This window comes from Geothermobacter hydrogeniphilus (assembly GCF_002093115.1).
Taxonomy (GTDB): domain Bacteria; phylum Desulfobacterota; class Desulfuromonadia; order Desulfuromonadales; family Geothermobacteraceae; genus Geothermobacter_A; species Geothermobacter_A hydrogeniphilus.
Window position 1 is genome coordinate 1 of record NZ_NAAD01000032.1, and the last position, 20390, is coordinate 20390.

The 20390-nt window shown below is 61.6% G+C and carries 16 protein-coding genes; 11 read left to right on the plus strand and 5 right to left on the minus strand.

What is annotated here, in order from left to right:
* Window positions 1-139 precede the first annotated feature (139 nt).
* The 7 genes from B5V00_RS15760 to B5V00_RS15790 all read left to right on the plus strand — a co-directional run bounded on the left by B5V00_RS15760 (window position 140) and on the right by B5V00_RS15790 (window position 7966).
* The gene (locus B5V00_RS15760) at window positions 140-589 is read left to right on the plus strand and encodes a hypothetical protein (protein ID WP_085011766.1); all 450 of its coding nucleotides are present in this window, start codon (window positions 140-142) and stop codon (window positions 587-589) included.
* 304 nt (window positions 590-893) lie between these two features.
* Window positions 894-3254: a trans-4-hydroxy-L-proline dehydratase gene (gene hypD, locus B5V00_RS15765; protein ID WP_216355502.1), complete on the plus strand. Its 2361-nt coding sequence runs from the start codon at window positions 894-896 to the stop codon at window positions 3252-3254.
* Between the two features lie 190 nt (window positions 3255-3444).
* Window positions 3445-4353, plus strand: a complete 909-nt coding sequence (locus B5V00_RS15770) for a glycyl-radical enzyme activating protein (protein WP_085011768.1) — start codon at window positions 3445-3447, stop codon at window positions 4351-4353.
* 69 nt (window positions 4354-4422) lie between these two features.
* Window positions 4423-5739 (plus strand): hypothetical protein, encoded by a 1317-nt coding sequence (locus tag B5V00_RS15775; protein WP_085011769.1) that lies wholly within the window; start codon window positions 4423-4425, stop codon window positions 5737-5739.
* Window positions 5736-6647 carry a DMT family transporter gene (locus B5V00_RS15780; protein WP_085011770.1) on the plus strand — a complete coding sequence of 304 codons (912 nt, stop codon included), beginning with the start codon at window positions 5736-5738 and terminating at the stop codon, window positions 6645-6647. Before B5V00_RS15775 ends, B5V00_RS15780 begins: the two co-directional genes overlap by 4 nt.
* Window positions 6644-7540, plus strand: coding sequence for a DMT family transporter (locus tag B5V00_RS15785; RefSeq protein WP_139800807.1), 897 nt, complete (start codon window positions 6644-6646; stop codon window positions 7538-7540). The genes B5V00_RS15780 and B5V00_RS15785 overlap by 4 nt, the downstream gene beginning before the upstream one ends.
* An 87-nt stretch (window positions 7541-7627) precedes the next feature.
* Window positions 7628-7966, plus strand: coding sequence for a zinc ribbon domain-containing protein YjdM (locus tag B5V00_RS15790; protein WP_085011771.1), 339 nt, complete (start codon window positions 7628-7630; stop codon window positions 7964-7966).
* Window positions 7967-8131: 165 nt separating this feature from the next.
* On the opposite strand, the gene B5V00_RS15795 is transcribed toward B5V00_RS15790, so the two are convergent.
* From B5V00_RS15795 to B5V00_RS15815, 5 genes are all read right to left on the minus strand, one after another.
* Window positions 8132-8773: a class I SAM-dependent methyltransferase gene (locus tag B5V00_RS15795; protein ID WP_085011772.1), complete on the minus strand. Its 642-nt coding sequence runs from the start codon at window positions 8771-8773 to the stop codon at window positions 8132-8134.
* The gene (locus B5V00_RS15800) at window positions 8770-9282 is read right to left on the minus strand and encodes a YbhB/YbcL family Raf kinase inhibitor-like protein (RefSeq protein WP_245804001.1); all 513 of its coding nucleotides are present in this window, start codon (window positions 9280-9282) and stop codon (window positions 8770-8772) included. The genes B5V00_RS15795 and B5V00_RS15800 overlap by 4 nt, the downstream gene beginning before the upstream one ends.
* Window positions 9283-9294: 12 nt before the next feature.
* Complete coding sequence (ettA, locus tag B5V00_RS15805; protein ID WP_085011773.1) at window positions 9295-10971, minus strand: energy-dependent translational throttle protein EttA; 1677 nt, start codon at window positions 10969-10971, stop codon at window positions 9295-9297.
* Between the two features lie 275 nt (window positions 10972-11246).
* Window positions 11247-11657 (minus strand): GFA family protein, encoded by a 411-nt coding sequence (locus B5V00_RS15810; RefSeq protein WP_085011774.1) that lies wholly within the window; start codon window positions 11655-11657, stop codon window positions 11247-11249.
* 63 nt (window positions 11658-11720) lie between these two features.
* Entirely contained in the window at window positions 11721-13904 is a 2184-nt protein-coding gene (locus B5V00_RS15815; protein WP_085011775.1) for an FAD-dependent oxidoreductase, read from the minus strand.
* 253 nt (window positions 13905-14157) lie between these two features.
* On the opposite strand from B5V00_RS15815, the gene B5V00_RS15820 reads away from it, so the two are divergent.
* From B5V00_RS15820 to B5V00_RS15835, 4 genes are all read left to right on the plus strand, one after another.
* Window positions 14158-14667, plus strand: coding sequence for a prepilin-type N-terminal cleavage/methylation domain-containing protein (locus B5V00_RS15820; RefSeq protein ID WP_139800808.1), 510 nt, complete (start codon window positions 14158-14160; stop codon window positions 14665-14667).
* 44 nt (window positions 14668-14711) lie between these two features.
* Entirely contained in the window at window positions 14712-15629 is a 918-nt protein-coding gene (locus B5V00_RS15825; RefSeq protein ID WP_085011777.1) for a hypothetical protein, read from the plus strand.
* 596 nt (window positions 15630-16225) lie between these two features.
* Entirely contained in the window at window positions 16226-16765 is a 540-nt protein-coding gene (locus B5V00_RS15830; RefSeq protein WP_139800809.1) for a c-type cytochrome, read from the plus strand.
* Window positions 16762-20382: a nitrate reductase subunit alpha gene (locus B5V00_RS15835; protein WP_085011779.1), complete on the plus strand. Its 3621-nt coding sequence runs from the start codon at window positions 16762-16764 to the stop codon at window positions 20380-20382. The genes B5V00_RS15830 and B5V00_RS15835 overlap by 4 nt, the downstream gene beginning before the upstream one ends.
* Window positions 20383-20390: the final 8 nt, after the last annotated feature.

The window sequence follows — 20390 nt, forward strand, 5'->3', positions numbered from 1 at the left end:
CGGCTATGCAGCGGAAAGCGCGCCTTGTCGACACGGAAAATCCCGGCGCAATATTGCGAAATTCTATGAGTTACAGGGTACTAGGCCGCCTTTCCGCACTGTTCGTGGTATGCTGAAAAGGTCTCCCTCGGAGGTGCGTATGGACTTTCCCGAACTGCCCATGCCGGTACTGTTTCTCATCTTCCTCTGGTTGTTTCTGCTGATCGGCTTTGTTCCGCTCTGGAAAAAGGCGCGGGCAAAGATGCGTCAACTTCGTAAGGAACGTGGCGCGGCGGCGGGACTGCCGGAGGATCACTGGCACACCGAACAGAATGATCCCGCCCTTTCCGTGTCCGGCGGCCTGAGTGACTACGAAGCCCTGGTTCTCAGGAAGCTGGCGCAGACGGGTGGGAAGGGTCTGTCGCGCAGACAGTTGCGCGCCGAGCTGTTTATGGAGCAGAGCATTTTCGCAGCAACTCTTGAATCCCTGAACCGGCGCGGCATGATCAGCATCGGCCTGACCATCTGGCGCGGCGTGCGTTTTCAGTTGACCCGCAGGGGATTTGACTACGCCGTTGCCCAGGGGTTTGTTCCCATCCTGCGCAGCTGAACACATTCAGGAATCCTGTCCTTCTCCTGTCGGTATGCTTTTTCGGATAAAATATCCAAAAATGGGTAAAATAACGGTTCGCATGACTCGGTTTACATGCGGAACCTTCCTGATTCCGGCAGGTTGAGAGTTGTGGCCGGATGGCATTGTCGTTGCTCTTGTCATGAATGGCCTGACCATCCGTGCCATCCACGTCGAAGGAGTAAGCATCATGTCGCACGTCGAAACGATTGTCTCCCCGCAGCGCAAGCCGGCCGCCGAGGGAAATTTCTATCCCGATAACGGCAATCCGATCGGGCCGGGGATGAACCCGCGCATCCAGCGGCTGCGCAAGCTCTCGGTCGAGACCGAGCCGAGTCTGTCGATCGAGCGGGCGCTGCACGAGACCGCTTTCTACAAGGAGAACTATGGCAAATACGCGATACCGGTGCTGCGGGCGCTCAATTTTCTCGATCACTGTCAAAAGAAGACCATCTATATCGGCGACGATGAGCTGATCGTCGGTGAGCGCGGGCCGAAACCGAAAGCGGTACCGACCTTTCCCGAGCTGACCTGCCACAGCGTCGAAGACTTCCAGATCCTGCGCAGCCGCGAGCAGCAGCGCTACACCATCAGCGATGAGGATATTGAAACCTATGCCCGCGAGGTGATTCCCTACTGGCAGGGCCGCACGGTGCGGGAGCGGATTTTCAGCCATGTGCCGGATGAGTGGCGGGCCGCCTACCAGGCCGGGCTGTTCACCGAGTTCATGGAACAGCGCGCGCCGGGGCATACGGCGCTGGACGGCACCATCTACCAGTGCGGGATGCTCGATTTCAAGCGGCGCATCGCCGAGCGGATCGTCGCCCTCGATTTTCTGCACGATCCCGAGGCGACCGACAAGCTGGAGGAACTGAAGGCGATGGAGATCTCCTGCGACGCGGTGATCCTGTTCGCTGAACGACATGCCGAACGGGCCGAGCAGATGGCGGAGGAAGAGGTTGATCCGCAGCGTGCCGCCGAACTGCGCGAAATCGCCCGCGTCTGCCGCAAGGTGCCGGCGCACAAGCCCGACAGCTTCCACGAGGCGATCCAGATGTACTGGTTCGTGCATCTCGGCACCATTACCGAGCTGAACGGCTGGGACGCCATGAATCCCGGTCATTTCGATCAGCACCTGGCGCCCTTCTACGCGAGGGAGATCGCCGCAGGAACCCTGACCCGCGAGCAGGCCAAGGAGCTGCTGTGCTGTTTCTGGATCAAGGTCAACAATCATCCGGCGCCGCCCAAGGTCGGCATCACCGCCCGCGAGAGCGGTACCTATAACGATTTCACCAATCTCAACATCGGCGGCATCACCGCTGACGGCAGGGACGGTGTCAGCGAGGTTTCCTACATCATGCTGGAGATCATCGAGGAGCTGCATATTCTGCAGCCGGGCAACGCGGTGCATGTCAGCCGGGTGACTCCGGATCGTTTCCTGGAAGCGGCCTGCCGGGTGATCCGTCAGGGGCACGGCTATCCCTCGGTCTTCAACCCCGACATCTACGTGGTCGAACTGCTGCGCCAGGGGAAATCGCTCAGGGATGCCCGCGAGGGAGGCTGCAGCGGCTGCATCGAGGTCGGCGCCTTCGGCAAGGAGGCCTTTATCCTCACCGGTTACCTGAACGTGCCGAAGATTCTCGAAATCACCCTCAACAACGGCGTCGATCCCCTGACCGGCAAACGGGTCGGCATCGAGACCGGCGATCCGCGGGACTTCGAGAGCTATGAGGATCTCTACGCCGCCTTCGTCAGGCAGCTGAACCATATTGTCGACCTGAAGATCCGGGTCAGCAACTACATCGACCGGATGTTCGCCAGGTACGCCCCGGCGCCCTTCCTTTCGGTGGTGATCGCCGACTGCATCGACAAGGGGCGCGACTACTACGGCGCCGGCCCGCGCTACAACACCAACTACATCCAGTGCACCGGGCTCGGCACCGTCACCGACAGTCTCTCGGCTTTGAAGACCCATGTCTTCGAGCAGCGGACCTGCAGCATGGATCAGCTGCTGGCGGCGCTGGCGAAGAATTTCGAGGGGGAGGAGTTCCTGCGCCAGACCCTGGTCAACAAGACTCCCTGCTTCGGCAACGACGACGACCGCGCCGATGATATCGCCCTGCAGGTCTATGCCGACCTGCTCAAGGCCATCGACGGCAAGCCGAACACCAAGGGAGAGAGCTTCCACCTCAACATGCTCTCGACCACCTGCCATATTTACTTCGGCAAGATGCTCGGCGCCACCCCCAACGGCCGCCTGGCCGGCAAGTCGATTTCGGACGGCACCTCGCCTTCGCACGGTGCCGATACCCACGGGCCCTCGGCGGTGATCCGCTCGCTGACCAAGCTCGACCATACGATGTCCGGCGGCACATTGCTGAATCAGAGATTCCTGCCGAGCCTGCTGAAGCGCGACGAGGACATCAGGAAGCTCGCCGCGCTGATCCGCGGCTACTTTACCCTCGGCGGGCACCACATCCAGTTCAATATTGTTGACACCGCCACCCTCAGGGCGGCGCAGGCACACCCCGAGGACTACAAGGATCTGCTGGTGCGCATGGCCGGCTACAGCGACTACTTCAACGATATGAACGTCGATCTGCAGCAGGAGATCATCGAACGGACGGAGAACGAGGGTTTCTGAAAAATCTTTGGGCCACCAAGACACCAAGAGCGCCAAGAAATCCTTGAAAACATGGAAGTCCCCGGATGGAAAAAGGACGGACCAGAAAACACGTGTCCAGCCAATCGTTTTTGGCTTTTTTAACTCTCCGGATTGAATTGCTTTTGCCTCTCTTGGTGTCCTTGGTGTCTTGGTGGCCAAAACAATGCTTATGAATAAAAACCTCATCTTCGATATCAAGCGCTACGCCATCAACGACGGTCCCGGCATCCGCGTGACCGTTTTCTTCAAGGGCTGTCCCCTCGCCTGCCGCTGGTGCCACAACCCGGAGAGCCTTTCCCCGCAGGCGCAGAAGCTGTTCACCGCCGCTCGCTGCATCGGTTGCGGCGAGTGCGTCAAAAGGTGTCCCGAACAGGCCTGTGAGTTGACTCCGGCGGGGATCGTCACCGATCTTGAACGCTGCCGGGTGTGCGGCGCCTGTGCCGAGATCTGCCCGTCGACGGCGAGCGAGATCTCCGGCCGCGCCTACGGCGTCGAGGAACTGCTGGCGATCATCGAGAAGGAGCGGCCCTTTTTCGATCAATCGGGCGGCGGGGTGACCTTCTCCGGCGGCGAACCGCTGCAGCATCCTGAATTTCTGCTCGAACTGCTTGCCGCCTGCGGAGCGCGCGGTATCCATCGGATCGTCGATACCTCGGGACTGGCCAGCCGGGAGGTTCTGCTCAAGGTGGCGGAGCGGACCGAGCTGTTCCTTTACGACCTGAAGTTGCTGGATGCCGAACGACACCGGCAGTGGACCGGGGTCGACAATGCCCCGATCCTCGCCAACCTGCGGGCTCTGGCGGCCACCGGCGCCGAGATCCGCATCCGCATCCCGCTGATCAGGGGAGTCAACGACGATCCCGCCAATATCGAGGCGACCGCCCGCTTCATCGATGGACTGGTCGGAGGACCGAAGCTGGTCGACCTGCTGCCCTACCATGGGATCGCGGTCGGCAAGCATGTCAGGCTGGGTGGCGAGTACCGTGCCGAGGGCATGTCTGAACCGACTGCCGATGACCTGGAGCGGGTGATTGCCGGGTTCGCGGAACATGGGGTGTTGGCGGCAGTCGGGGGATAGATTTTTCTTCTGGCCCCCGAATCCCGGCTCCTGTATTCTCCATCTTTTCCCCGTAACCGTCTATTTTTCATGATCGCATCCACCGAGCGTCTGACATATTCCCGCATCTTCCGCTTCTGGTCGCCGCTGGCGACCACCTGGCTGCTGATGGCGGCTGAGGGGCCGTTGCTGGCGGCACTGATCGCCCGTATGGAGGCCCCGGTGCCGAACCTGGCGGCGTTCGGCGTGGCGTACGCTTTCGCCCTGGTGGCCGAGGCGCCGGTGATCATGCTGATGAGCGCCGCGACCGCCCTCTGTCGTGACGCGGAATCCTACCGGCGGTTGCGGAATTTCACCCTGCTGTTGAGCGGCGGGGTGACGCTGCTGCTCGGAACGCTGGTGATTCCGACGGTTTTCGACCGGATCTGCGTGCAGTGGATCGGCCTGCCGCTCGAAATCGCCGAACCGACCTGGCAGGCGCTGCTCTGGCTGCTGCCCTGGCCCGGTGCGATCGGGCTGCGGCGCTTCTACCAGGGGGTGCTGATCGCCGACGGCCGGACCCGACGGGTCACGGTCGGTACCCTGGCGCGGGTCAGTTCGATGGCGGTCAGCGGATTTACTCTGGCGGCGGTCGGGGTGTTGCCCGGCGCGGCGGCCGGCGGCCTGGCCCTGGCGGTCGGCGTGGTCGCCGAAATGCTGGTGGCACGGCGCCTGACCCGCCCTTCAATCAAACGGCTGCTGCGGCTGTCGGGAGAAGGAGAACCCCTCGATTTTCGCGGCATCACGCGGTTTTACCTGCCGTTGGCGATGACCCCGTTCATTGCCCTGAGCGTGCAGCCGGTGGTCACTTTTTTTCTCGGCCGGGGACGTTTTCCCCTCGAATCACTGGCGGTGCTGCCGGTTCTCTACGGCCTGACCTTCATCTTCCGCGCTCTCGGGCTCTCCTATCAGGAGGCGGCCATCGCCCTGGTCGGGCGCAAGCTGGAGCATCGCCGCGAGGGAGGACGCTTCGCCCTTGTTCTGGGCCTTTTCTGTGTCGCCACGCTCGCCCTGATCGCCCTGACGCCGCTGGCAGACCTCTGGTTGCGGGGGATCTCCGGATTGGAACCGGACCTGGCGGATTTCGCCCGTCTGCCGCTGATGCTGATGTGCCTGTTGCCGGGGATGACGGTCTGGATCACCTGGCAGCGTTCACTGCTGGTGCTGGCCAAGCGCACCACCCCGGTCTCGACCGCTACGGCGGTGGAGGCACTGGCCATTCTGGTGCTGCTGGCGTTGTTCATCCCTTGGCTCGACTGGCCGGGGATCACCATCGCCGCCCTGGCCCTGACCGTCGGGCGGATGCTTGGTATCTTCTACCTGATGCCGCACTGTCGACGCCTGGCGGAGGTCCCGGTTTCAACATGAGTTCGACTGCCGATCATAATGCCACCGTCGGGGTCTTTTTCGTCCTCGGCGCGGCCCTGCTCTGGGGCACCACCGGCACTGCCCAGGCGTTCGCCCCGGTCGGCTTCGATCCGCTGGTGATTGGCACCCTGCGGCTGGTGGTCGGCGGCATCGCCCTGCTTGTGCTGGCCGGCAGTCGTCGGGAAATCGGTCCTCCGGGAGACTGGAAGCCGTTGCCGGTGTGCCTCGCCGCGCTGTTTACCGCCGGTTACCAGCTTTGCTTCTTTGCCGCCGTCGCCCGTACCGGTGTGGTTGTCGGCACCATTGTCGGTATCGGTTCCTCGCCGATCGCCGGCGGCATTCTCGGGTACCTGTTTCGCGGCGAACGTCCCGGCAGGCGCTGGGGGGTGGCGACTGCCCTGGCGATTGTCGGCTGCGGGCTGCTCAGTCTCGGCGGCGGCCCGTTGCGGGCCGATCCGCTCGGGATCCTGCTGGCGCTGGGGGCCGGCGCCTCCTATGCCGCCTATACCCTGTCCATCAAGGGGTTGCTGGATGATCATTCGCCCAACGCGGTGATGGCGGTGGTGGTCTCTGTCGCCGCGCTGCTGCTTGTCCCGATATTGATCGGCCGTGATCTTGACTGGCTGCTGCAGCCGCGGGCGCTGCTGGTGGTGCTGCACCTGGGGCTGGCGACCATGGCACTCTCCTACTGGCTCTTTGCCCGCGGCCTGCAGCGGGTGCCGATCGCCACCGCGGTAACCCTGTCACTGGCGGAACCGATGACCGCCAGCCTGCTGGGCATTTTCGTCCTCGGCGAGGTCCTCTCCCCGCAGGCGTTCACGGGTATCGGCCTGATCTTTTCCGGGCTGCTGATGCTGGTGCTGCCGGCCGGTCTGCGGTTGCGCGGCAAGGGGAGGGGAATCCTGTGAAAAACCAGCGTCGGGCGATGTTCTACGGTCTGGCCGCCGTGCTGCTCTGGTCGACGGTCGCCTCGGCTTTCAAGCTCTCGTTGCGTTATCTCGAACCGGCCCACCTGCTGCTCTACTCCGGCGCTTTTTCGACCCTGCTGCTGGGGGGGATTCTTGTCGTCCAGGGTAAATTGGGGCGGATTTTTCACTGCAGTCGGCGCGAATACGGCATGTCGCTGCTGCTCGGTCTGCTCAATCCTTTTCTCTACTACCTGGTGCTGTTCAAGGCCTATGACCTGCTGCCGGCCCAGCAGGCCCAGCCGCTCAACTACACCTGGGCGATCACCCTCAGCCTGCTGGCGATTCCGTTGCTGGGACAGAAATTCAAGGGGCAGGAATTCGTGGCGCTGCTGCTCAGCTATGCCGGGGTGGTGGTGATCTCCACCGAGGGGGATATCCTCGGGTTGAATTTCACCGAACCGCTCGGGGTTGTCCTGGCATTGGTCAGTACGGTCATCTGGTCGCTCTACTGGATTTTCAACACCCGCGACCAGCGCGACCCGGTGGTGGCACTGCTGGTCAATTTTCTCTTCAGTTTCCCCTTCGTCCTCGGTTACAGCCTGCTGTTCACCGACCTGCGGATGCCGCCGTTGCCGGGATTGCTCGGCGCCGCTTACGTCGGCACCTTCGAGATGGGGTTCTGCTTCGTCCTCTGGCTGCTGGCGATGCGTTATGCCGAGAGTACGGCGCGGATCAGCAACCTGATCTTCATCTCCCCCTTCCTGTCGCTGGTGCTGATTCATTTCCTGGTCGGAGAGCGGATTCTGCCGGCGACCCTGGTCGGTCTGGTGCTGATCGTTGCCGGGTTGCTGGTGCAGCAGGTCGGAATAAAAGCTAAGGCGGCCAAGGGTTGAGGGCCAAGGGCGAAGGGCCAAGGGCGAAGGGTCGGTGGAACGGGGGCCGTCCTGGCTTGTCCCCCGCAATCAAAAAGGAGTGATTGTATGAGTGAATGTCCGAACTGTCCCGAATGCGGGTCCGAGTATGCCTATGAAGACCGGGGGTTGTTTGTCTGTCCGGAGTGCGCCCACGAGTGGTCGGCTGCGGCCGGCGGTGACGAGGAGCAACAGAAGGTCTGGCGCGACGCCCACGGCAATGTGCTGGCAGACGGCGACACCGTGACCGTGATCAAGGATCTGAAAATCAAGGGCTCCTCGGCGGTGGTCAAGGTCGGCACCAAGGTGAAGAATATCCGCCTGGTCGACGGCGATCATGACATCGACTGCAAAATTCCGGGCATCGGGGCGATGGGGTTGAAGTCGGAGTTTGTGAAGAAGGGGTAGGGGCAGCAGTCAGTTATAAGCTGTCAGTTGGCAGAGCCAGGGGGCAGGTACAGATGTTACCTGCCCCCTGTTGTTCGCGGTATTTCACATCTTACATCTCCGGAAAGTCCACGGGCCAGTCCCCCTCATTCAAGGGGACTGTCCCCGTGGACTTTCCGCCGGGTTTCATGCTCCCGCGGCCGGTTTGACCGCCACCCCCCGCAGTGCCCGGCGTACGATGATCGGTACTCCTTCCATGCGCAGATCCTCCATGGTTTCCACTTCGAACCCGGCTTCACCGATCAGCTCCCCGGTGGCTCGGGTCAGGTGACAGTTGCCGCAGGTGCGTTTCCAGAGGGGTTCCAGGGTGTGCTGCCAGAAACTGATGCCGGGGTGTTCGGAGAGGACATGTTCGAGGAAATGGAGCCTTCCGCCGGGGCGCAGCACCCGGTGGATTTCCCGCAGGGCGACGGCGGGGTCCTTGACCGAACAGAGGACCAGGGTCGAGATCACGGCGTCGAAGCTTCCGTCGGGGAAATCGAGCTGTTCCGCGCCGCAGGTGAGCAGTTCCGGTGGAGCCGGCTGCCGGTCGAGCTTCTTTTCCAGCCGGATACGCATGTAGGGGTCGGGTTCACTCAGCACCAGGCGTTCGACCGTGGCGGGGTAGTGGGGCAGGTTGAGTCCGGTGCCGCTGCCGATTTCCAGCACCGTACCGGTGACTCCGGTCAGCAGTTCCCGCCGCCAGCGGCCGAGAAAGCGGCGCTCGGCGCCGGCGATGGCGCGGTCGTAAACGGCGGCCAGCAGCCGTGCCGGGAGATCGGCCATCATTTGCGATAACGGCCGAGCAGCTCGGCGCGGTCGAGGATGTGTCCCCGCATGGCGCGGCGCAGCTGTTCGGCGCCCGGCGGTCGGGAAAAATCGAGTCGGCGGTCGAGAGCGAACAGCCGGAAGATATAACGATGAGTGCCGGAGGGTGGACAGGGCCCGCCGTAGCCGGTTACGCCCCAGCTGTTGCGACCGCTGCCGCTGTCCGGCGGCAGTTTCGTCAGTTTCTCGGGCAGGCCGGGCAACCGCGGCGGCAGGTTGTAGAGCAGCCAGTGGACCCAGGTGCCGGCCGGGGCGTCCGGGTCGGTCAGGGTCAGGACCAGGCTTTCGGCGGTTGCCGGGACCCCGGTCCAGCTCAATGGTGGTGAGATATTTTCACCGGTGCAGGTGTAGACGCCCGGGATTGCCGCCTGGCCGGCAAAGGCCGCTGAACGCAATTCCAGGGCGTTGGCGGTCGCTCCCAGCATCAGGACCAGTATCAGGGTGCAACAGAATCGAACAGAACCGTTCATCTCAGGCCTTCCTCAGCGGGTCAGGCTGCGGTAATGGATGCGGTGCGGCTGGTCGGCGTCCCTGCCGTGGCGTTTCTTGAAATCCTCTTCGTATTCCGAATAGTTCCCCTCGAACCAGACGGTCTGTGAATCTCCCTCGAAGGCGAGAATGTGGGTGGCGATGCGGTCGAGAAACCAGCGGTCGTGGCTGATCACCACCGCGCAGCCGGCGAAGTTCTCCAGCGCCTCTTCCAGGGCCCGCAGGGTGTTGACATCAAGATCGTTGGTCGGTTCGTCGAGCAGCAGCACGTTGCTGCCGGAGCGGAGCATCTTGGCCAGATGCACCCGGTTGCGTTCGCCGCCGGAGAGGGTGCCGACCTTTTTCTGCTGGTCGGAGCCGGAGAAGTTGAAGCGGGCGACGTAACCGCGCGAGTTGACCAGCCGGCCGCCGAGATCGATCTGTTCCTGGCCGTCGCAGATCTCCTCCCAGATGGTCTTGTCCGCATCGAGGGTTTCCCGCGACTGGTCGACGTAGGCGAGCTTGACCGTTTCGCCGACCCGGATGCTGCCGGCGTCGGGCTGTTCCTGGCCGGTGATCATCCGGAACAGGGTGGTCTTGCCGGCACCGTTGGGGCCGACCACGCCGACGATGCCGCCGGGCGGCAGTCGGAAGCTCATGTCATCGAGCAGCAGTTTGTCGCCAAACGATTTGCTCACCCCCTCGGCCTCGATGACGACGTTGCCGAGTCGCGGCCCCGGCGGGATGAACAGTTCCAGTTCTTTTTCCCGAACGGCGGCCTCCTGGCCGAGCAGCTTCTCGTAGGCGCTGATGCGGGCCTGACTCTTGGCGTGGCGTCCTTTCGGCGACATGCGGATCCACTCCAGTTCGTTGGCCAGGGTCTGCTGGCGTTTCGACTCGGCCTTTTCTTCCCGGCGCAGTCGCTCCTGCTTCTGCTCCAGCCAGCTTGAATAGTTGCCTTTCCAGGGAATGCCGTGGCCGCGGTCGAGTTCGAGAATCCAGCCGGCGACATTGTCGAGGAAGTAACGGTCATGGGTGACGGCGATGACCGTTCCCTCGTAGCGCTGCAGGTGCTGTTCCAGCCAGGAGACGGTCTCGGCGTCGAGATGGTTGGTCGGTTCGTCAAGCAGCAGGATGTCCGGTTTCTGCAGCAGCAGGCGGCAGAGTGCCACCCGGCGCCGCTCGCCACCGGAAAGGACCTTGATCGGGGTGTCGGCCGGCGGGCAGCGCAAGGCCTCTTCGGCCAGGTCGAGGCGGGAATCGAGATCCCAGGCGTCGAGGGCGTCGAGCTTGTCCTGTACCCTGGCCTGGCGTTCGCAGAGCTTTTCCATGTCGACGTCAGGGTCGGCGAAGGCGTTGTTGATCTCTTCGAACTCCTTCAGCAGGTCGACGGTCTCCTGCACCCCCTCCTGCACCACTTCACGCACCGTTTTGCTTTCGTCGAGCTGGGGCTCCTGTTCCAGGTAGCCGACCGTGTAGCCGGCCGAGAGCACCGCCTCGCCGTTGAATTCGGTGTCCACCCCGGCCATGATCCGCAGCAGCGTCGATTTGCCCGAGCCGTTGAGGCCGAGGACGCCGATCTTGGCGCCGTAGAAATAGGAAAGGGAAATATCCTTGATGACCGGTTGCCGATTGTAGTTCTTGCTGACCCGCATCATCGAGTAGATGATTTTTTTCGTATCTTCGCTCATGAAAAAACCTCGAAATGAATTGGCCGCCAAGACTCCAGGGACACCAAGCAAACCTTTTTTAACGGAGAGGTGCAGAGAGGGAGAGGACGCAGAGAAAATCTAAAGGCAGTTCTGTTTTTAAAACCCCCAAAGCGGTTTTTCTCCGACTCTGCACCTCTCCGCCTCAGCGTTAAAGAATTATTGCTTTTGTCTTTCTTGGTGTTCTTGGTGCCTTGGTGGCGTTTTTTTCAGATTTCCCGGCTTTATACACCATTCGCGCAACGCCGAACAACCGGCTATTTGCCGAATGCTTCATTGAAGCTCGGGATGGCGTCAATCTCTCTGACCCAGCCGAGTCGGCTGGAACAGAAGATGTTGGCATTCGGCATCACCGCCCCGGCGTCATCGAGGGTGCCGAGAAAGACCATCCGGTAATCCGGGTAGCGGCTGTTGGTATTGAACAGCGGGGTGCCGCAGACCGAGCAGAAATGCTTGTGGACGCGTTCCGAAAATCCGTAGTCGGTGAGCTTGTGCTCGTTGTCCAGGAGCTCAAAATATCTGCCGGGAAGCACCGCATAGCTGGTGAAGGCCGAGCCGTTGTGGCTGCGGCACATGCTGCAGTGGCAGTTGACCGCCTGGCGGATGCGGGTGGTGATGCGGTAGTGGATGGCGCCGCAGGCGCAGCGACCGGTGATTGGTTCGGACATGGAGGTCTCCTTTCGTGCAGGCTGAGAGCAGCACCACCAGGACTGTCAGGGTCTTCAGCATCTTCAGTTTTCCCTGCCGGGTTCGGCCGGGTCTGCTGCCGAACCCTTTCCCCGCCGCCGACGGTGGAACTTTTCGATCCAGTGCAGCAGTTTTTCGGGAGCATGGGCTTTTTTCCAGACTCCCGCCGCCATTTTGTTGGCTTCGGCCATGGTCGGGTAGATGTGGATGGTACCGAGGATCTTGTTCAGCCCAAGCCCGTGTTTCATCGCCAGCACGTACTCCGCCAGCAGGTCGCCGGCATGGGTACCGACGATGGTGACGCCGAGAATTTTGTCCGAACCCTTGCGGGTGAGGATCTTGACCCAGCCGTGGTCCTCGGAGTCGGCGATTGCCCGGTCGAGATCGTCGAGGTCGTAGCGGGTGACTTCGAAGGCGATGTCCTGCTGCCGCGCTTCGCGCTCGTTGAGACCGACCCGGGCCACCTCGGGGTCGGTGAAGGTACACCAGGGGATGACCCGGTAATCGGTCTTGAATTTCTTGAAATCTCCGAACAGGGCGTTGACCGCGGCGTACCAGGCCTGGTGCCCGGCGGTGTGGGTGAACTGGTAGGGACCGGCGACATCTCCGGCACAGAAGATGGTCGGGATGTTGGTGCGCAGGAAGGGATCGACCTCGATGTTGCCGCGGCCGGTGAGACGCACGCCGAGTTCCTCCAGTCCGAAGCCTGTGGCATTGGGGCGGCGACCGACGGCGATCAGCAGGCGATCGAACTCGATCTCAACCTTGTTGTCCCGGTGGTCGCAGAGCAGGGCCTGTCGTCCCTCTTCAACCCGTACTTCGCGGGCGACGTGCTCGGTCAGAACCCGGATGCCTTCATCTTCAAAACGTTGACGGATGAAGTCGGCCGCATCGGCATCCTCGCGTCCCATGATGCGGGGCCTCATTTCCACCTGGGTCACTTCGCAGCCGAGCCGGGCGAAGGCCTGGGCCATTTCGCAGCCGATCGGCCCGCCCCCGATGATCAGCAGCTTTTCCGGTTTCTCGCGCAACTCCCAGAGGGTGTCCGAGGTCAGGTAGTCAACCTGCTCGATCCCCTTGATCGGCGGGATGTAGGGGGCGGCGCCGGTGGCGACGACGATCGCCCGAGTGGTCAGGGTGCGGCCATTGACCTCGACGCTGTAAGGGGAGGTGACGCGCGCCTCGCCTTCGATGCAGTCGACGCCGAGTTCGCGGTAGCGTTTCACCGAGTCGTGGGGTTCGATCCTGGCGATGACGCTCTGTACGCGTTCCATCACCTCGGCAAAATTGAACTCAGCTTCCATCTTCCGCAGGCCGAACTCCCCGGCTCGTCGCGCGTAGCTGATCATCTTTGCGGAACGGATCAGCGCCTTGCTCGGTACGCAGCCGGTATTGAGGCAGTCGCCGCCCATCCGGTGTTTTTCAATCAGCGCTACTTTCGCCTTGACCGCGGCGGCGATATAGGAGGTGACCAGGCCGGCCGAGCCGGCGCCGAGAACCACCAGGTTGTAATCGAAATGTTCCGGTTTGGGGTGTCTCGCCATAACCTGGCGTGCCTTGACAATTTCCATGACCTTCTTGGCGAACAGCGGAAAGAGCCCGAGGATGACAAAGGAGATAATGATGCCTGGGGAGAGGATGCCCGCTGCCGATTCGATCCGGCCGAGTTGGGTGCCGGCATTGACATAGACCGCGGTGCCGGCCAGCATCCCGACCTGACTGACCCAGTAGAAGGTGCGGACTTTCATCGGCGTCAGGCCCATCACCAGGTTGATGACGAAGAAGGGGAACAGGGGGACCAGTCGCAGTGAAAAGAGATAGAAAGCGCCCTCGCGTTCGACCCCGGCGTTGATCGCTCCGAGCTTGTCGCCGAAACGGTTCTGCACCCAGTCGCGCAACAGGAAGCGCGAGACGATAAAAGCCAGGGTGGCGCCGATGCTGCTGGCGAAGGAGACCACCAGCAGGGCGGTCCAGAAGCCGAACATTGCCCCGCCGGCCAGAGTCATGACCGTTGCGCCCGGCAGAGACAGGGCGGTGACCAGGATGTAGATCGCCAGGTAGATGGCCAGGGTGCGGGTGGTATGTTCGGTATAGTAGCTGTCGAAGGCGGCCTGCTGTGATTTCAGGTAATCGAGAGTCAGAAAACGTCCGAGGTCGAAGATGAAGAATGCCGCGATAAGCAGAACGATGACAGCAATGATGATCAGGCGGGATTTTTTACCGGTCATGGATGATCCTTTGGGGAAGAAGTCGAGGTTGCAATCATTTCACACCGGACTGCGCTTTGAAGAATATCATCCAGCTGACATAAGGTCACCCTGCTTGATGCGTATTTTGCGGATTGGGCACGGAAAATGCTTTTAAGAGCGGACAACTTTGCAACAGGAAGGCCGGTTTTGTCAGCTTCCCTTCGTCGCGCCTTGCGAAAACGCGACCGGGAGTTTTTGGCGTTAAGAATTATTTATTGGATTGAATATGAAAATGGTTGAGCGACACATATCGGGACAGGAGATGGCGAAGGACGTGTCATCCACCGCAACCCGCAAGGGAGGAGGCGGTTGTCAGGGGTTCACCCTGGTCGAACTGGTGCTTATCCTGGCGATTATCGGAACTCTGTCGGTCATTGCCATCCCACAGTTTCATAAGTTTGCTGACAGGGCCAAAGTTTCACGAGCCATGGCGGAGATTCGCAATCTGGAGAAGGATATCGTTTCTTTTGCTCTCGACAATGTCAGCTACCCGAATTCACTGAATGACATCAACCGGGGCGGGATGAAAGATCCCTGGGGGAACCCTTATCAGTACGCCAACCTTGCCGGCGGGACGCCCCCGCGACAGAGTATGTTCTTTGCCGACCTGAACACCGATTTTGATCTCTACAGCATCGGTCCTGACGGGGTGAGTCAGCAGGTTATTTCGGACCCGGCCAGTCTGGATGATGTTGTTCGGGCCGGCGATGGCAGCTGGGTCGGCAGGGGAGAGACATTCTAGGCCATACAAGACCGTGGCGTCTTGACTTATAAGGGTGAAGAGTTATGCAGTGCGCTTGTCCAAAATGTAAAGCGACCATCGAGATTCAGCAACAGGAAATCCCTGTCGAGGGGGGATTCCGGCACTGTTCTGAATGCAACGTAAAATACTGGGTCGGCCGCGAAGATTTCACCCTGCGTGTCTACCGGAAACAGGGCAGCATCTATTGTTCCGATTGCGGCCATGAACTCGGCTGTGAAAACCTGTGTCTTCATTGCGGCTCTTTTTTTCCCACCTACATTCTGGTTCAGGAAGGTCGGCCGGCGGTACGAAAACAGCATAGAAGCGGCTTTTTCCCTGTCCGTAAACCGGTTCGCAGGGCGGCTGAACCGGCCAGGGGCAAAGTCGACGCTGAAAAAACAACCGGTTCGGGGATTGACAGACGCTGGCTGGCCTATGCCGTCCTGGCGGTTCTGGTTGTGGTTCTGGCGGTTGGGGCAACCGGACTGTACCGGTCTCATCAGCAGCAGAAGGCCTATGCACGCAATTTTGTCGTAGCTTTGTACGGCATTAAATCAGGTGTTGACCTGAACCTGAAGGCTGCCGCCGCCCGGGCCGCCGCCTGGCGGAAACAGGAAGGTTCGATGGCCGTCCTGGCTCCTCCGCTGGCGGAGAAAGAGCAGCGGAGGCTGGCCAAGGTCAAGGGCGCTATTGATACCGCACTGGAGGCCCTCGGGGAAACTCCGGAGTCGGCAGCCGCCGCACGAAAGACTCTCGACCAACTCTATTCCGCTTATCTGAAGCTTTATTCTCTCAACCAGGACAACCCCTCCTCCCTGGAAGATTTTCTCGACCGCCAGAACCGGCTCAAGGGAAAATTCTTCAAAACCGCCGAGACATTGAAAAATCAAATGCCGAACAATATCATGGACGAGCTTCGTGAATCGGTTCCAAAATACCGGAATTTGAGTTTTCTTATCTAAACCCTGCCCTTGTCGGCGAACAGCACACGTCATTGATCTGCCTGAGCTTCCCATAAATCACCAGTGAACCTAATGGGTGCGCTTCAGATTTTTAAAAATCTCATTCAGGCCAAGCACTGGCACTCTCCATCCAACAGGAACTCCCTGCTTCAGGTAACCACCCGGACGCGCTCTGTTCCAGGGGGGGGCGTAAGCGTTTTTTTGGACAAAAATTGCCACCCGACTGACCATCCGGGGCACCTGTTGCCCTGTCACTGGTGTTTTTAAGCCTTCCTTTCTCAGCAAGATCGTTCCCGTTTGCGGGAAAAATGTCGGGATTGCCGATTTCCTATGAAAACAATCGGCATGCAACGATGCCATCCCTGACAATCCCGGTTAGTTTTTTTGACCCCGGTCAAAGACCACGACAAAAAACTGTTCTAAACAACATTCAGAACGTATTTTCCCGCGCTTTTCCGAACTGAAGAGTTGCACAGCCCGGAAAACGTGCTTGGCTTGAGGATGTCAACCTGGAGCGGTTTACGTGGTTCAGCCTCCGGCCGGGTTGGTGTTCTGTCCTGATCAGGAATTCATATTCTGCCCGAAGGAGACAAGAGATGAACAGACGAAGCGGGATGGGTGGGCGCTGGCCGCTCACCATGGTCGTGACGCTGCTGGGGGTGTTGCTGGCCGGCGGCTGTCTGGCTGCTTCCGGCGACGCGGCGCGCGGGGCAAGGCTTTTTTCCGGAAGTGCGGCAATGAGCAACGGGGGCGCTCCCTGCCTGGCCTGCCATGGTTTCGCCGCAGCGGGATTCGGTGCTGCCGGGGGCGCAAGTTTCGGGCCTGACCTGAGCAACCTGAACGAGGATTACGGCGACGACGGTGTGGCCGAGGTGCTGGCCGCTCTGCCCTTTCCGAGCATGCTGCCGATCTATGCCAAGCGCCCCTTGACGGAGCAGGAACAGGCTGATCTCGGGGCGTTTTTTGCTGCCACCAGGACCGGCGCCCTGCCCGGTGTGGGGAGGCTCGCGGTGACGGTTCTGGCGGCCCTGGTCATCTTTGTCGGCCTCATCGGCCTGCTCGGACAACGTCGTCTGCGTGCGGTCCGGCAGCCGCTGGTTGAACAGGCCCGCAACAGGGGAGGAAAACAGGTATGAGCTGGATCAAGGATATTGTCGACCCGAAGTCGCGGGCCTGGGAGGAATTTTACCGCAACCGCAACCAGTGCGACAAGGTGGTGCGCAGTACCCACGGCGTCAACTGTACCGGCGGTTGTTCGTGGAACGTGCATGTCAAGGACGGCATCGTCGGTTGGGAGCTGCAGGCCACCGACTACCCCGAACTGGAAGAGGGACTGCCCCCCTATGAGCCGCGCGGCTGCCAGCGGGGGATCTCCTTCTCCTGGTATCTCTACAGCCCGCTGCGCATCAAGTATCCCTACCTGCGCGGCGTGCTGACCGACCTCTGGCGGGCGGCCCGAGCCAAGCATGATGATCCGGTTGCTGCCTGGGCCTCCATCGTCGAGAACGAGGCGAGCCGCAAGAGTTACCAGCAGGCCCGCGGCAAGGGTGGCTTCCGCCGTTCCAGTTGGGACGAGGTGGAGGAGATCATCGCTGCCTCGACAGTCTACACCATCAAGAAATACGGCGCCGATCGGCTGGTCGGCTTTTCGCCGATCCCGGCCATGTCGATGCTCAGCTTCGCCGGTGGCGCGCGTTTCATGCAGCTTTTGGGCGGCGTCAACCTGAGCTTCTACGACTGGTACTGCGATCTGCCCAATGCTTCGCCGGAAATCTGGGGTGAGCAGACCGATGTTTCCGAGAGCGCCGACTGGTACAACAGCAAGTACATCGCCATCATGGGCTCCAACGTCAACATGACCCGCACCCCGGATGCCCATTTCCTCGGCGAGGCTCGTCACAACGGCTCGAAAGTGACGGTCCTTTCCCCCGATTTCAGCATGACGTCGAAGCACGCCGACTGGTGGATTCCCAGCCATGCCGGTCAGGACGGCGCCTTCTGGATGGCGGTCAACCACGTCATCCTCAGTGAATTCCACCATAAGGCGCAGACGCCCTATTTCATGGATTACCTCAAGCGCTACAGCGACACCCCTTTCCTGGTGAAGCTGGAGGAGCGCGATGGCGTCTACCACGCCGGGCGGATGCTCGCCGCCGATGCCCTGAAAGGATATCGGGACGAAGAGCATGCCGCCTTCAAGTACCTGGTCTGGGATGAAAAGGCCGCAGCGCCGCGCATGCCGCTCGGCACCCTCGGTTTCCGCTGGCAGGAGAAGAAGGGTGAATGGAACCTGCAGATGAAGGATGGCCGCGACGGCAGCGACATCGCGCCGGCGCTGTCGCTGCTCGCCGCAAAGGACGATGAACTGCAGGTCGCGTTCGATGATTTCGGCGCCGCCTCCAGCGTCCGGCGCGGAGTGCCGGTGCGCTACATCGAGACCACCGGCGGCCGGGTGGCGGTGACCACGGTCTATGACCTGCTGATGGCCCAGTTCGGCGTCAACCGCGGCCTGGCGGGGGATTACCCGACCGACTACGATGCCGAGAACAGCCCCTATACCCCGGCCTGGCAGGAGAAGTTCACCGGCATCGACCGCGCCAACGTGGTGCAGTTCGCCCGCGAATGGGCTTCGACTGCCGAGAAGACCGAGGGCAAGTGTTCGATTATCATCGGCGCCGGGGTCAATCACTGGTACCACGCCAACCTGCTTTACCGGGCCGGCATCGTTTCACTGATGCTGTGCGGCTGCGTCGGCAAGAACGGCGGCGGCCTCAACCATTACGTCGGCCAGGAGAAGCTCGCCCCGGTCGCGCCTTGGGCCACCATCATGGGGGCGCTCGACTGGAGCAAGCCGCCGCGGTTCCAGAACGCGCCATCCTACCATTATGTCCACAGCGACCAGTGGCGCTACGAGCGGGCCGCCGACGAGGCCCGCATCCAGCCGGTCGCGGAGCACAACGCCATCACCGCCGGACACACCATGGATCACCAGGTGCGCGCGGTGCGCAACGGCTGGCTGCCCTTCTACCCGCAGTTTGACCGCAACCCGAGCGAGGCGGTGAAACAGGCCGAGGCCGCCGGCGCCGCCAGCAACCAGGAGATTGTTGACTGGACGGTCAAACAGCTGGCCGAGAAGAAGATGAAGTTCGCCGTCGAGGATCCCGACGCGCCGGAGAACTGGCCGCGGCTGTGGATCATCTGGCGCGGCAACGCTCTGATGTCGAGCGCCAAGGGACACGAGTACTTCCTCAAGCATTACCTCGGCACCCACACCAATACCGTCGCTCCGGAAACCGCGGAGGGATCGGTCAAAGAGGTCAAGTGGCACCCGCAGGCTCCGGAAGGCAAGCTCGACCTGGTGGTCGATATCAACTTCCGCATGGACACCTCGGCGCTCTATTCGGACATCGTGCTGCCGACCGCGACCTGGTATGAAAAAGACGATCTCAACTCAACCGACATGCACTCCTTCATCCACCCGCTGCAGGCGGCGGTGCCCCCCTGCTGGGAGTCGAAGAGCGACTGGGATATCTTCAAGGGACTGGCGAAGAAGGTCAGTGAACTGGCCGAGACCCATCTGCCGGAGCCGGTGCGCGACATTGTCGCCGTGCCGCTGCAGCACGATACCCCGGCCGAAATGGCCCAGCCGGAGATCAGGGACTGGAGCAAGGGGGAGTGCGAACCGATTCCCGGCAAGACCATGCCCGCCCTGGTGGTGGTCGAGCGGGACTACAGGAACCTCTACAACCGTTTCATCTCCCTCGGCCCCGGCGCCCGGGGCGGCATCGGCGCCCACGGACTCTCCTGGTCGATCGAGGACTATTATGATGAGATGGCCCAGGGTCCGGATACCGTCGAGTGGGGCGGGAAAAAATATCCGAGCCTGGTCGATGCCAGGGACGCGGCCGAGATCATCCTCAAGCTCGCTCCCGAGACCAACGGCGAGATGGCCTGCCGCGCCTTCGCCGCTGAAGAGAAGAAGGTCGGTCTGCCGCTGGTCGACCTGGCGGAGCCGACCCGCGGGGTCCGCACCACCTTCGCCGATCTCGATCGGCAGCCGCGGCGGTTGCTGACCAGCCCGATCTGGAGCGGTCTGAGCAATGACGGCCGGGCCTATGCGGCCTACTGCCTGAATGTCGAACGGCTGGTTCCCTGGCGCACCCTGACCGGCCGCCAGCACTTCTACCTTGATCATCCGGGCTATATCGCCGCCGGGGAGAACCTGCCGACCTACAAGCCGAAAGCCGATCCGAGTTCCCTGCAGGACCTGGTGGTGACGCCGGGCGACAGCAGGAGCATCATGCTCAACTACCTGACGCCGCACGGCAAGTGGGGCATTCACAGCACCTACGGCGACAACCACCGCATGCTGACCCTGTCGCGCGGCTGCCATCCCTTCTGGATCAACGACCAGGATGCCGCCGAGATCGGCGTGGTCGACAATGACTGGGTCGAGGTCTGCAACGATCACGGCGTGGTGGTCACCCGGGCGGTGGTCAGCGCCCGCCTGCCGCGCGGGATCTGCATCCTCTATCATTCCCCGGAACGGACCGTCGGCGTTCCCAAATCGCCGTCACGGGGCAACCGCCGGGCCGGCGGGCACAACAGCCTGACGCGTATCCGTCTCAAGCCGAACCTGATGCTCGGCGGTTACGGCCAGTTCACCTACGGCTGGAACTACTGGGGCCCGACCGGCGCCAACCGCGACACCTTCATCAGGGTGCGCAGGCTGGATGGGGAGCCGCAATGGTGAAGGATGAG

What these genes read in the sequence shown, in the direction of transcription:
- B5V00_RS15760 (WP_085011766.1), top strand. Translation starts at nt 140, where the DNA reads ATGGACTTTCCCGAACTGCCCATGCCGGTACTGTTTCTCATCTTCCTC.
- hypD (WP_216355502.1), top strand. Translation starts at nt 894, where the DNA reads ATGAACCCGCGCATCCAGCGGCTGCGCAAGCTCTCGGTCGAGACCGAG.
- B5V00_RS15770 (WP_085011768.1), top strand. Translation starts at nt 3,445, where the DNA reads ATGAATAAAAACCTCATCTTCGATATCAAGCGCTACGCCATCAACGAC.
- B5V00_RS15775 (WP_085011769.1), top strand. Translation starts at nt 4,423, where the DNA reads ATGATCGCATCCACCGAGCGTCTGACATATTCCCGCATCTTCCGCTTC.
- B5V00_RS15780 (WP_085011770.1), top strand. Translation starts at nt 5,736, where the DNA reads ATGAGTTCGACTGCCGATCATAATGCCACCGTCGGGGTCTTTTTCGTC.
- B5V00_RS15790 (WP_085011771.1), top strand. Translation starts at nt 7,628, where the DNA reads ATGAGTGAATGTCCGAACTGTCCCGAATGCGGGTCCGAGTATGCCTAT.
- B5V00_RS15795 (WP_085011772.1), bottom strand. Translation starts at nt 8,773, where the DNA reads ATGATGGCCGATCTCCCGGCACGGCTGCTGGCCGCCGTTTACGACCGC.
- B5V00_RS15800 (WP_245804001.1), bottom strand. Translation starts at nt 9,282, where the DNA reads ATGAACGGTTCTGTTCGATTCTGTTGCACCCTGATACTGGTCCTGATG.
- ettA (WP_085011773.1), bottom strand. Translation starts at nt 10,971, where the DNA reads ATGAGCGAAGATACGAAAAAAATCATCTACTCGATGATGCGGGTCAGC.
- B5V00_RS15810 (WP_085011774.1), bottom strand. Translation starts at nt 11,657, where the DNA reads ATGTCCGAACCAATCACCGGTCGCTGCGCCTGCGGCGCCATCCACTAC.
- B5V00_RS15815 (WP_085011775.1), bottom strand. Translation starts at nt 13,904, where the DNA reads ATGACCGGTAAAAAATCCCGCCTGATCATCATTGCTGTCATCGTTCTG.
- B5V00_RS15820 (WP_139800808.1), top strand. Translation starts at nt 14,158, where the DNA reads ATGGTTGAGCGACACATATCGGGACAGGAGATGGCGAAGGACGTGTCA.
- B5V00_RS15825 (WP_085011777.1), top strand. Translation starts at nt 14,712, where the DNA reads ATGCAGTGCGCTTGTCCAAAATGTAAAGCGACCATCGAGATTCAGCAA.
- B5V00_RS15830 (WP_139800809.1), top strand. Translation starts at nt 16,226, where the DNA reads ATGAACAGACGAAGCGGGATGGGTGGGCGCTGGCCGCTCACCATGGTC.
- B5V00_RS15835 (WP_085011779.1), top strand. Translation starts at nt 16,762, where the DNA reads ATGAGCTGGATCAAGGATATTGTCGACCCGAAGTCGCGGGCCTGGGAG.